The sequence below is a fragment of the Fundidesulfovibrio butyratiphilus genome, from assembly GCF_054657235.1.
On the sequence record NZ_BAAHXA010000001.1, the window covers coordinates 1,776,398 to 1,788,613 of the forward strand.

General features: G+C 65.3%; 10 protein-coding genes. 7 read left to right on the top strand and 3 right to left on the bottom strand.

Annotated elements, in window-relative coordinates; translation table 11 throughout:
* Positions 1-70 precede the first annotated feature (70 nt).
* On the bottom strand, positions 71-1,543 hold the full coding sequence (locus ACYQ01_RS08265) for a sensor domain-containing diguanylate cyclase (RefSeq protein ID WP_459933358.1): 1,473 nt from the start codon (positions 1,541-1,543) through the stop codon (positions 71-73).
* Between the two features lie 195 nt (positions 1,544-1,738).
* Between ACYQ01_RS08265 and ACYQ01_RS08270 the strand changes: the two genes are divergently transcribed.
* The gene (locus ACYQ01_RS08270) at positions 1,739-2,914 is read left to right on the top strand and encodes a hypothetical protein (RefSeq protein ID WP_459933359.1); all 1,176 of its coding nucleotides are present in this window, start codon (positions 1,739-1,741) and stop codon (positions 2,912-2,914) included.
* A 130-nt stretch (positions 2,915-3,044) separates the two neighbouring features.
* On the opposite strand, the gene ACYQ01_RS08275 is transcribed toward ACYQ01_RS08270, so the two are convergent.
* A complete protein-coding gene (locus ACYQ01_RS08275) occupies positions 3,045-5,345 on the bottom strand; it encodes a GGDEF domain-containing protein (protein WP_459933360.1) in 2,301 nt (766 codons plus the stop codon).
* Between the two features lie 222 nt (positions 5,346-5,567).
* On the opposite strand from ACYQ01_RS08275, the gene ACYQ01_RS08280 reads away from it, so the two are divergent.
* A complete protein-coding gene (locus ACYQ01_RS08280) occupies positions 5,568-6,350 on the top strand; it encodes a hypothetical protein (RefSeq protein ID WP_459933361.1) in 783 nt (260 codons plus the stop codon).
* 9 nt (positions 6,351-6,359) lie between these two features.
* Positions 6,360-7,271: a phosphatase domain-containing putative toxin gene (locus tag ACYQ01_RS08285; RefSeq protein WP_459933362.1), complete on the top strand. Its 912-nt coding sequence runs from the start codon at positions 6,360-6,362 to the stop codon at positions 7,269-7,271.
* A gap of 79 nt (positions 7,272-7,350) precedes the next feature.
* On the opposite strand, the gene ACYQ01_RS08290 is transcribed toward ACYQ01_RS08285, so the two are convergent.
* Positions 7,351-7,707, bottom strand: coding sequence for a hypothetical protein (locus ACYQ01_RS08290; protein WP_459933363.1), 357 nt, complete (start codon positions 7,705-7,707; stop codon positions 7,351-7,353).
* A gap of 477 nt (positions 7,708-8,184) precedes the next feature.
* On the opposite strand from ACYQ01_RS08290, the gene ACYQ01_RS08295 reads away from it, so the two are divergent.
* From ACYQ01_RS08295 to ACYQ01_RS08310, 4 genes are all read left to right on the top strand, one after another.
* The gene (locus ACYQ01_RS08295; RefSeq protein ID WP_459933364.1) at positions 8,185-9,003 is read left to right on the top strand and encodes a PstS family phosphate ABC transporter substrate-binding protein; all 819 of its coding nucleotides are present in this window, start codon (positions 8,185-8,187) and stop codon (positions 9,001-9,003) included.
* Positions 9,004-9,067: 64 nt separating this feature from the next.
* On the top strand, positions 9,068-9,961 hold the full coding sequence (gene pstC / locus ACYQ01_RS08300; protein ID WP_459933365.1) for a phosphate ABC transporter permease subunit PstC: 894 nt from the start codon (positions 9,068-9,070) through the stop codon (positions 9,959-9,961).
* 11 nt (positions 9,962-9,972) lie between these two features.
* Positions 9,973-10,836, top strand: a complete 864-nt coding sequence (gene pstA / locus ACYQ01_RS08305) for a phosphate ABC transporter permease PstA (protein ID WP_459933366.1) — start codon at positions 9,973-9,975, stop codon at positions 10,834-10,836.
* Positions 10,837-10,967: 131 nt separating this feature from the next.
* Positions 10,968-12,173 (top strand): PhoH family protein, encoded by a 1,206-nt coding sequence (locus tag ACYQ01_RS08310; protein ID WP_459933367.1) that lies wholly within the window; start codon positions 10,968-10,970, stop codon positions 12,171-12,173.
* Positions 12,174-12,216: the final 43 nt, after the last annotated feature.

Consider the following 12,216-nt stretch of genomic DNA (forward strand, 5'->3'; position numbering starts at 1 on the left):
AATCTCCGCGCCGCCCCGCTCCGCTCCGAAATAAACGTCATGCGGACGCGCGGACTTCGCGCTCCCCGCGCTACACCGCCTGCAATCCTCCGGCGGCCTGGCGCGGAACATCCGAACGCTTGCGCGCCACCACGACCCGGTTCTTGCCTGCGGCCTTGGCCGCGTACAGGGCCTTGTCCGCCGCCTGGATGAGCCCCGCCTCGGTGACGGCCTCGCCCGGGACGAATCCGGCCACGCCCACGCTCATGGTCAGGGGCACGTCGCGCCCGCCGTGACGCAGCTTGGCCCCCGCCACCTCGCGGCGCAACCGCTCGGCCAGCATCCAGGCCTGGGCCTGGCCGGTGTGGGGCAGAATCAGGGCGAACTCCTCCCCGCCGTAGCGGGCGGCCATGTCCGTGTCGCGCAGGTCCGAACCGAGTATCTGGGACACCAGCTTGAGGGCCGCGTCCCCGGCCTGGTGGCCGAAGGTGTCATTGACCGACTTGAAGTCGTCCAGATCCACCAGGACCAGGCTGAAAGCCTCCCGGTGGCGCAGGTGGCGCTTGAGCTCCATGGAGAGCCTGGCGTCAAAGCTCCGTCGGTTGAAGAGCCCCGTCAGACCATCCAGGTCCGCCTTGCGTCTGAGCCTGGCGTAGGCCAGGGCGTTGCCCAGACAGGGAAGCACCTGGTCCACGGCCTGACGAATGGTTTCCTGCTCCTGGCGGGCCAGGTCGCGCTCCAGATGCGCCACCAGACACCCGAAGGCCGTTCTGTCCTTGCGCAGGGGCACCAGAAGCGCCCGCCTGGGGTCCATGCCCGCAAGCGACGCGGCCACGGCCGGAATCTCGCGCACCAGATATCCGCCCACCGGCCCTCCGCGCAGGCGTTCGGCCAATCCCAACAGATAGGAAATGCGCTGTTCCCGGTCCGCCTCCGCCAGGCCCGAGGGCAGGTAGAGCTGGTTTTCCGAGCTTTCGTCCCAGAAGACCCCCAGAATTTCCGTGACCGGGTAGGCCTGGGCCAAGGCGTCGCCCACCTGGGCCAGGATGTCGCCCAGGTCCAGGGTGGTCATGGCCTGGGTCAGCATGTGCTGGAAAAAGGCCAGGCGGCCGTTCTCCTTGGCCAAACTGTCCCGCTGGCGCAGGGCTTCGTCCAGGACCGAGGACACCTCGGCCAGGGCTTGGACGTTCTTTTCCGCAAGGTCCAGGGCATGGCGCACCTTGGCCTTGGCCAAGGGCAGGGTCAGGCAACAGAGAAAGCCGTGGGCCAGGACCTCCTGGGCGCGGGCCCGGCTTTCTTCGCCCGCGTCGACCAGAATGCGCCGGGAGGTATTCAGCCAGGCAGGACTTTCCAGCCGGCCGGAAAGAAATCCCCGCCACATTTCCAGATCGACAAACACCGCCAAAGGTTCGTCGCGCGCGTACTCGGCGGCTCCCGGCAGGGAGTCGACGTCGTAGCGGCGCAAGTCTTCCCCGGGCTTCAGGGCCGCCCGGACGCGCTTGGCCACCTGGTTCGGTCCGCCGAGCAGCCAGACGGGAAGGGAACGCATTTTCATCTTGGGCATGCGGTTTCTCCGCTCCTGGGGTTCATGCCCCATGCAAGCAAGAACCGCGCCGGAAGAATTTTCCGGTCCGCCCCCGACTTGACACGACGCCCAAAACGTGAACTTCTTCCCCTGGTGCGCACGCGCCGCGGACCGCCCGTCGGTCCGCATCCCCAACCTCCCCGCCTCCAAGACGAAGCGGGAAGCGAGTCCCCCATGCACATGCCCCCCATGGAGCTTCTCAAGGCTGCGGGATCACGGCCCTGCGAGGTCGATCTCGACTCGATCGATCCCGAACCCACCGAACAGGATTCCCAGGCCTTTCGCTACATTACCACCAGGACCCTGACCGAGGAGCAGGCCCGTCGCATCCAGACCCCGGTCGACACCTTTCCCCGGCAGGAATTCGTTCTGGCCGTGCACTGGCACCCCGAGCAGGTGCCCCTCCACATGGCGCAAAACCGGGTGCGCGCCATGTTTCCCGGTGCGCGCGACGAGCTGATCATCCCCACCCAGCACAACCAGTTGCTCACTCTGGGCGACTACGCCGGCGTGGAGGTGGACTGCTACTCCCACGGATTCAACCGCAAGGTGCAACTGCTCGTGCACCTCAAGGCCGAAACCGCCCAGAAGGCCACCACCTTCGCCAACATGCTGGAGCACACCTTCAAGTACCGGGCGACCCAGCTCCACGACTACCTGGACGCCCTCACCAGCCCCACATGGCAGGACGACCGCAACAAGGCCGCCCGCGTGGCCGGTTCGGACGAGGACGTGGTGGAGTTTTGCACCCTGTTCGCCGGGAAATTGCGGAAAATGCTTCTGGCTTCGGAACCCTCGGTCCACCCGGACGCGTACAAAAACAAGCTCGTGCGCGACTTCTTTGACACCCTGCGTCAGTTCTACGGCCAACGGTTCATCGCCAAGGCCCAGTTGTTTCTGAAGGCCGTGAAGGAACGGGTCAAGGAGCGCTTCTCCCTGGCCTACTTCTACCGCACCTCGGAAATCATCGAGGAGGTACGCCATCTCGGCGGGTGCATCGTCATTCCCCACCCCGAGCAGTTCTGGCCCATCCTGCTCGCGGACTACGACGTGGACGGCATCGAGGTCTGGAATCCCCAGTCGCAGGAGTACACCGAGTTTCTCATCAAGGGGGTGGTGCGGCGCAATCACCAGGGACGGGCCCACGGGCGCGACGTGCTCACCTTCATGGGCGACGACTGCCATTTGTCGGAAAAACTCAAGAAGCCCGAAGAGCAGAACCCCGAAAAGGTGCAACGGGAAGTGGGACTCCAACCCGCCTGGGACGACCTGCTCATCCGCAAGAGCCTCATCACCGCCGGGGTAAGCCGCAAGACCGTCATGGACGAATACCGCGCCCGACTGGGCTGAGGCGGGACGGACGACGGGACGTCCCGCGCGGGGAGTGCGCGTTTTTGAGAGGGTGGCGTTTTCTGAAGCGACCCGGCCGGAAAAGGGCGAACAGGCCGGCCGGCGCGCGACAGCCGGACTCGGCCTGGCCTCACGCCGCCGGTCGCGCTCCCTCGCACGGGCATTCGCGCGACTCCGGCGCTCCCAGGGGGGCGCGGCGGTCGCGCACGTAGACGTTGCCCGGCAGGGACTTGGCGTATTTCTTCATCTCGGCCGAACGCTGGGACACGGACTCCAGGGAGCATACCCCCTGGCAGTCCACGATGGCCAGGGAGACCGACACCAGGGGGAAACGCCCCTCGCGTCCCGAGCGGTCCTGGCCGGTGATGTAGCCGGCCGCGCGGTCGGTTTCGCAGTAGCATCCCCGCACCAGCCGTCCAAAACAGCGCACCACGGCCCGGCAGACGCGCTCGGCCTTTTCCGGGGTGGTGCAGAAGAGAAAATCGTCCCCGCCCACATGGCCCACAAAGTCGCCGGGATTGCCGTGCCGGCGCACCGCCTTGACCAGGATGCGGGCCACCAGCAAGATGATTGAGTCGCCGGCCTTGAAGCCGTACAGGTCATTGTAGACCTTGAAATTGTCCAGGTCCGCGTAGACGAAGCTTGCGCCCTGTCCGCTTTTGACCCGCACTTCCAGCTCCCGCTCGATGGCCACGTTGCCGGGCAGGCCGGTGAGGGGGTTGGCGCCCTTGGCCATTTCCATCTGCACCTGGGCCAGGGCGTCAAGAATGCGCTGCACCGAGGCCAGGCCCGCGAGTCGGCCCTCGCGCGTGACCAGCACGTGATCGTACACCTTGGCCGGATCGCGGCTCATGGCCGCTTGGGCGGCCTGTTCCACCGGGGCGTTGCAGTCCACCACCAGGGGCTGGGCGTCCATGACCTTGGCCACCGACCGCTTGCCGTACAGGGCCAGGCCATAGCGCGACGAAAGCATGCGGTCCAGGTGATGGCGCATGATCAGGCCCACGGGGCGCATGTGGTCCACCACTGCGGCGCAGGTCAGCTCGGGCCGGGCCTCCATCATGCGTTTGACCTCCTCCACCGTGGCCTGGGCCGGCACATGCATGGCCGAAACGCAGTGGTCGCCTATGGGCGAGGAGCACTTGAGGTCCGCCGGTCCGCGCCTGGCCACGGAGAGAATCACCCGCGAAGCTTCGGCCGTAGGTTGGGGCAATCCCTCCCCCGGGCAGGCCAGGTAGAAGCCCTGGCCGTAGTGCACGCCCATGGAGGCCAGGGTCGACAACTCGGTCTCGGTTTCCACGCCTTCGGTGATGACGGCCGCGCCCACTTTTTCGGAAAAGGTGAGAAAGGTTTCGATGAGCGCCCGCTTGACCGGATTGTGGTCGATACCCCGAATGAGCGACATGTCGAGCTTCATGAAGTCCGGGCGGATCTCGGCGATGGACCACAGGCCGGAATACCCCGTGCCCACGTCGTCCACCGCCACCTTGAAGCCCTCGCCCCGGTAGTGTTCCAGGGTGCGGTGAAACAGCGAGAAGTCCTGGGTGGAATGGCGTTCGGTGATTTCCAGCACCACGTCGTGGGGCTCCATGCCGTACTGCTTGAGCAGCTTGCCGGTCTCGCCGGGCGTAAAGGCCGGGTCCACAAGGGTGCGGGGATGCACGTTGAGAAAAAGCCTGTTTCCGCCCGGGCCGCCGAACCCCCGCACGGCCGCCTGGCGGCAGGCCTGCTCCAGGCTGAAAATGAGGTTGTTTTCCTCGGCGAAGCCGAACAGCATGGCCGGAGTTTCGAAATTGCTCCCCTTGGGGCCGCGGGCCAGGGCTTCCCAGGCGAAGACCTTGCCGGAGCGCAGGTCCACAATGGGCTGATAGACGCTGCGAACGCTTCCCGAGTCGACTATGGTGTGGTACTCGCGAAGCAAAGTGGCCACGCTGCTGTCCATAAGACCGCGGGCCATGCGCTGGGCGCTGTCGAGCGCGGCGTAAAGGGCGTGTTCGGGGCTGAGGTCCGTTCCCGCGGGCAGGGGGGAGGCCCCCACCGAAACGTCCAGGGGCTGGCCGGTGAGGCTCAGGGCCTTGGGCTTGATCCTGGCCTGAAGGGCCAGACGCATGAGGGCGGCCGTGTGCTGCAGGGCCTCCTGGCTCATGACGGACCCGCCCACCAGCACCGCGAACTTGTCGGCGTCGAGCCGGTCCACGCAAACGTAGGGCAGCGCGCCCAGACGTTCGCCGGTCAAGGCGTCGAGCTCGGACTCGATCACGCCGGAGAGGGCCTCGGCGGTTTCGGCTCCGTAGAGCCGCGAAAAGATGTAGAAATCCTGTATCTCGAAAAAGATCAGGCAGACCGGATCGCCATCGGCCAGACACAGGCTCAGAAAATCCCCGCTGGAATCGCGCAGACGCGAATACCCGGTCCGACCGCGTAAACGCATCTGGTGAACCGGCGCGAAAACGCTGCGCCCCCGTCTGCCGCTCTGTTCGGTACCACTGGAAAACATGGCCCCGAACTACACCTCCGCACAGGGGGGCTGGTTTCGAATCCGTGAAGAATGGAAGGCAAATACGCTCCGGGCGGTCCTCGGCCCCAACCCGGTTCTTGCCAAAGCCCCGGGGCGCGCCTACAAAAAAAACGGAAAACACCGGAGAAAACCGCCATGGCCAAGCCGGATTTTTTCGACAGCTTCTACACCGAAGCCATGTCCGAGATGGCGCAGAATTTTTTTACCCGGCGCAAGGAGATCGAAACCCGCCTGGAGGGTTTCGCCACTCTCGCGGCCCAGGTGCGTTCCGTGTCGGAAAAGGTGCAGAGGCGACTGGTCACCTTTCTCGCCCTGACCCACGACGACCCCCTGGCCCTGGCCTTTCTGGCCAAGGCCGGCGGCGACTTCATCGGCCTGGTTCCCTGCACCGCCCGCAACCAGGAGCCCTGGCCCCTCAAGACGCCTTTCGCCTTCACCTTCGCGGGCAGGCACGAAAAGGCCTTGCAGCGCGCCTACGCCGCCCTGCAACAGGCCGTGCACGAATACCGCGAGGGCTCCTACGGCCCGGACCCCAAAGACCCGCGCCGCAAGGTGCTTCTGCCCAACTACCGTTCGGTGCGCGAACTGGCCGAGACCATCAACAAGGAAGTGGACACCGTCAACACGGCCCAGACTCCCGCCACCGTGCTGGCCTACGCCAAGAGCCTGGACCCCCAGGCGGCCGGACGCGAATCCGTCACCGGAGGGCTGATAGGGCTCGACGTGGGCAAGATCGACCGCGACTTGGCCTTTCGCCCCATCGATTTCGACGCCTTGGGCCTGCCGGACTACCCGAACTTGCGCCCGGCGGACGAAATGGAAAACGAACTGGAAGAGCTCGGACGCGCCGTGCGCGCCGGGCATTCCCGCGCCCAGTTGGAGCGAGCCCTGCGCCGCGTGGCCCCGAAATCGGCCTGATCCGCACCGATGCGCGCCCCGGCCCCCGGAGAAGCCACGATCGACTCCCGGTCGACCCTCATCCTCGACGCCGTGGGCGAAGACGATAGGCCTGGACGGTTCCGTTCCGCCGGACGGTTTCCCGTCACGGCCGAAGGCGTCCCCGCCGTGGACCGCACCGGTCTGGAGGCGTTGCGCGTTTCGGGCAGCGCCCAGCCCACGCCCGAGGCCTTTGCCGAAAGCGTGGCCGCACTGGCCCCGAAGGTCCTGGTGGTGGACCTGCGCGAGGAATCCCACCTGTTTCTGGACAATAGGCCGGTGAGCCTTTTCGGTTGGCGCAACTGGGCCAACCGGGGCCTGGACGCCGCCGCCATCGAAGCCTCGGAACACGCCCTGGCCCGCGCGCTCCAGGGACGCCGCCGCGTGTGCGCGGTCACGCCCCTGAGCAAGGGCGACGACGGATTCATCGCCGAAGGCGTCACCGAACGTCTGGACTTTTCCCGGGCGCGCACCCAGGCCCAGGTCCTGGCCGAACTCGGCCTGGAGAGCGTGCGTCTGCCCGTAACGGACCACACCCCGCCCTCGCCCCGGACCGTGGACGCCTTTCTCGCCCTGCTGGCCGCCCTGCCGGCCGACACCTGGACGCACCTGCACTGCCACGCCGGCGAAGGCCGAACCACGGTCTTTCTCGCCCTGTACGACATGCTGCGAAACGCCCGGCGCGTGGCCTTCGAAGACATCCTGGCCCGCCAGACGCTCCTGGGCGGAGCCGACCTGGCCCGCACCAGCGTGCGCCCCGCCTGGAAAGAGCCCTTCTACCGGGAACGCGCCGCCCTGGTGCGCCGCTTTTACGACTACGCCCGCACCCAAGATCCCGCACGTACGACCTGGAGCCAGTACCTGCGCCAAGACCCCGACGCCGCCCCCGCGCGCGACCCCTGAGCGGACGGCGAAACGCCCCGCCAGCCCCGCCTCCGTCCCTGCCCGCGCGCGGCGTTTTCCCCGGACTTTGGCTCGCGCCTCAGGCCACGGTCACAAGGGTGGGGGTCGAGTCGGCAAGCGCGCCCTGGGCCTTGGCGTAGGCGGACAAGCCCTTGCGCCACTGGTGGTCCGGATGGCTGGCGGCGATGGACTGGATGTGCGTCTGGTCCGCGGCCGCTTCGAAGCGGGCCTTGGCCTGCTGATAGGTCTGGTCGAGGGAGGGTTGCCCGCTTTGGCCCGAATCCTGCTTGTCGGGATCGAGTTCGACGCGCTGGGACGAATAGTCCACACCCAACGGCCCGATACGAAAGCCGATGGCCGTGGTGACCACGCGCGCCTTGAGCGTTTGCAAGAGCGTAATTTGGGAAGCTTCGCCTAAAGCGCTGGATGCTTCCATGGACCAACTCCACAGGGGGCTGTGGGTTCGGGCTGCCATGCCGCCGGGCGCGGACCGTGCCGCGCAGGCTTTCCCGTCCATGGAAAGCGGTAGACGCTATACGTATAAGCGAGACATGGTGGCTTGGCAAGAGGGAGTTGGCCACGCGGTCGCGCAGGGCCGACATCCGCGCAATCGGCGCGGTTGGCCCGGGACGCGAGTTGGCCGCACGGTCATGCGGGGCCAACGCAGCCACGCGATCTCGAAACGCACGCGCGAAGCGTTGACCACGCGGTCGCGTGGGGCCAACTCCGGTTCGATCCGGCGCGACCCTGGCGCGCCATGACGAAAGGGAATGTCTCAACAACCCGGAAAGAAACTTCATTTTCAAATCGTCACCGGCCCGTCACGCATTCTCCGATGGGGTGTCACGCGATTGTAAAGAGCGGTTTTTAGCTTCCGCCCAACAACGCTCGCACCCCCAAAGGAGATTCAAGCATGAAACGTCTGCTCAGCCTGGTCCTGTCCCTGGCCCTGTGCTTCGCCGCCGCCTCGGCTTTCGCCGAAACCAACATCCGCGTGGACGGCTCCACCACGGTTCTGCCCGCCATGCAAAAGATCGTCGAGGCCTACATGAAGGCCAATCCCGGCGTGAACATCACCGTGTCCGGCGGCGGATCGGGCAACGGCATCAAGGCCATCATCGACGGCACCACCGACATCGCCATGGCCTCGCGCGAAATGAAGCAGAAAGAAATCGACACCGCCAAGGAAAAAGGCAACGTCGTAAAGCCCATGGAAATCGCCATGGACGCCATCGTGCCTATCGTCAACCCGGCCAACCCGGTCACGAACCTGACCACCGAGCAGTTGCAGGGCATCTTCTCCGGCAAGATCAAGAACTGGAAGGAAGTCGGCGGCGAGGACAAGGAAATCGTGGTCATCTCCCGCGACTCGTCCTCCGGCACCTACGAAGCCTGGAACGAACTCATCATGAAGGGCCAGAAAGTTTCGCCCTCCGCCCTGCTGCAGGCTTCTTCCGGCGCGGTGCTCCAGGTGGTTGGCAAGAACAAGTACGCCATCGCCTATGACGGCTTCGCCTACGTCAACAAGACCGTGAAGGGCGTGAGCGTCAACGGCGTGGCCGGCGGCGAGAAGTCCGTGGCGGACAAGACCTACCCCGTGGCCCGCCCGCTGTTCATCATCGTGCCCGACAAGATAAGCGACCCGGTCAAGAAGTTCGTGGCCTACATCATGGACCCCGCCCACGGCCAGAAGATCATCAAGGAAGTCGGCTACTTCCCCATCAAGAAGTAACGAACGCAACCAACCGCTGCTTCGGGCTCCCCCCTGCGCGGGGGGAGCCTTTCCGGAGAACGCCGTGGCCCTTAGCCGCAAGCTCAAAGACGACCTGATCCGCTACTTTTTTCTGATCACCGCCATGGTGTCCATCATCGCCCTGGCCCTGATCATGCTCTATCTTTTCATAGAAGGACTGCCCATCTTCAAGGTGGTGAGCCCGACGGACTTTCTCTTCGGCCAGTTCTGGTATCCCACGGCCGAGCCCGGCGAGTTCGGCATCGCCCCGCTGATCGTGGCCTCCCTGGCGGTGACCGCCTTTTCCTCGGCCATCGCCATCCCGCTCGGGGTCATGACCGCCATCTACCTGGCCGAAATCGCCGGGCTGCGCGTGCGCAACGTGCTCAAACCCGTGGTGGAGCTGCTGGCGGCCCTGCCCTCGGTGGTCATCGGCTTCTTCGGCATGGTGGTGGTGGCCCCCTTTCTGCAAGACACCTTCGACCTGCCCACGGGCCTCAACCTCTTCAACGCCGGCCTCATGCTGGCCTTCATGAGCGTGCCCACCATCTGCTCCGTGTCCGAGGACGCCATCTTCGCCGTGCCCCGCGACCTCAAGGAGGCCTCCCTGGCTCTGGGCGCCACCCACTGGGAAACCATACGGCGGGTTATCCTGCCCGCGTCGCTCTCGGGCATCTCCACGGCCGTGATCCTGGGCATGTCCCGGGCCATCGGCGAAACCATGGTCGTGCTCATGGTGGCCGGCGGCGCGGCCGTGGCCCCCACCTCGCTGTTTTCGCCCATACGCCCCATGCCGTCGTCCATCGCGGCGGAAATGGCCGAGGCCCCCTTCCGCTCGGACCACTACCACGCCCTGTTCGCCATCGGCATCGTGCTCTTCGTGTTCACCCTGCTCTTCAACATCATCGCCAGCCACATCGCCGAAAAGCACAAGCAGGTCGGCGCGGCCACCCTGTAGGGACCAACACCATGCAATTCGCCAATCTCGGTCGCAGAAAGGCCCGCCAGACGGGCATGTGGGGCGTGTTCACCTTGGCCGCGGCCATCAACGGCCTGGCCCTGCTGGTCATCTGCGGCTTTTTGCTGGTCAATGGCATCGGCGCCATCAACTGGGAATTCCTCACCGCCTATCCCAGGGCTTCCATGACCGAAGGCGGCATCTTTCCCTGCATCGTGGGCACCATCATCCTGTCGGTGGGGTCCATGCTGGTGGCCTTTCCCCTGGGCGTGTGCGCGGCCATCTACCTCAACGAATACGCCAGGGGCGGGCGCACCGTGCGCATCATCCGCCTGGGCATCGCCAACCTGGCCGGCGTGCCTTCGGTGGTGTTCGGCCTGTTCGGGCTGGCCTTTTTCGTCACCTTTTTCGGCATGGGCGTAAGCATCGCCTCGGGCGTGTTGACGCTCACCATCCTGGTGCTGCCCGTCATCATCGGCACGGCCGAAGAGGCGCTCAAGTCCGTGCCCAGCACCTACCGCGAGGCCTCACTGGGCCTGGGGGCCACCAAGTGGCAGACCATCCGCCTGGTGGTGCTGCCGGCGGCCCTGCCCGGCATGCTCACCGGGGCCATCCTGGCCCTGTCGCGCGCGGCCGGAGAAACCGCGGCCATCATGTTCACCGCTTCCGTGTTCTACGCGCCCAAACTGCCCCGGAGCATCTTCTCCGACGTCATGGCCCTGCCCTACCACGTTTACGTCCTGGCCACCGCCGGCACGGAAATCGACAAGACCCGGCCCCTGCAATACGGCACCGCCCTGGTGCTCATCGCCCTGGTGCTGGGCATGAACCTGGTGGCCATCATCCTGCGGGCCAGGCTCCAGGCCAAGCGGTAGGCATGCCCGAATCCCGTCCGTTTTCTTCGCTCCGGCGAACGTTCGACGCCACGCGTCGGGCTTTGCGCGTCCTTTTTCCCGTGTCAGCCCGAAGTCTCCCCGCACGCACACCCTAAGCCAAGGAAGCGTTCATGGCGGCAAACGCATCGGCCAAAAAGAACTACGTTCTCGACACCAACGTCCTGATCGAAAACCCCGGCTCCATCCTCGCCCTGCGCAACGGCAACGAAAACAACGTCCACATTCCCTACCACGTGCTCATGGAGTTGGAAAAACTCAAGAACACGCCCAAGCTCCGCCACATCGTCTCCAAGGTGATCGCCCTGCTCATCGAGCACCGGGAGAACATCACCTTCATCCGCAACGCCAACTCCGAGTCGCCCTTCACGGGCATCGTGGACAACTTCATTCTCAAGGAAATCGAGGCCGCGCGCGAGATCGACGATCCCATCCTGGTGACCAACGACCGCATGCTCCAGTTGCAGGCCTCGCTACGGGGCATAAAAAGCGAGGAACTGCGCGACTCCAAGCCCTTCGAGTCCGAATCGCAACTCCACACCGGCTTCGTGGAGGAAGGCGAACAGCCCTGGCCCAACGCCTTTGTCTGGCGCGAGGGCAAGCCCGTGCTGCTGGCCCCGGAAGGCGAAAAGCCCATCACCTACACCAACGACATCTGGAATCTCAAACCGCGCACCGTCTACCAGAACCTGGCCCTGGAGCTCATCGTGAGCCCGCATGTGGACATGATCTCCATCCAAAGCGAGGCCGGATTCGGCAAAACCTACCTGGCCCTGGCCGCAGCCCTGTACATGACGCTCGAACGCAAGGCCTTCGACAAGATCTACGTGATCAAGCCCACCATCGAGATCGGGGCCAAGCTGGGCTACCTGCCCGGCGATATTGCCGAAAAGATGGAGCCCTACGTCAAGTACATTCACGAACTCCTGCTCAAGCTTCACCGGACCAGGCCCGCCAACAAGCTGTTCCTCAATCCCGGCGAGGACTCCCCCCGCTTCAACCCCAAACGGTTCGAAACCCTCCCCCTGGCCTACGTGCGGGGCATGAACGTGGAGAACGCCTTCGTCATCATCGACGAGGCCCAGAACCTGTCCCGGTCCGAGGTGCGGGCGCTTCTCACCCGCATGGGCGAAGGCGTGAAGTGCGTGTGCCTGGGCGACACCTCCCAGGTGGACAACCCCTACCTGAACGAGTCCAACAACGGACTCAACTGGATCGTGCGCAAGTTTCGCGGCTACCCCAACTACGGCCACATCGTGCTCAAGGGCGACCGCTCGCGCGGTCCCATCACGGACCTGGTGCTCAAGTCCAAGTTGTGAGGCCTGTCGCCCGGCTTCGCCCCATGGGACAAGGGGAATCGGC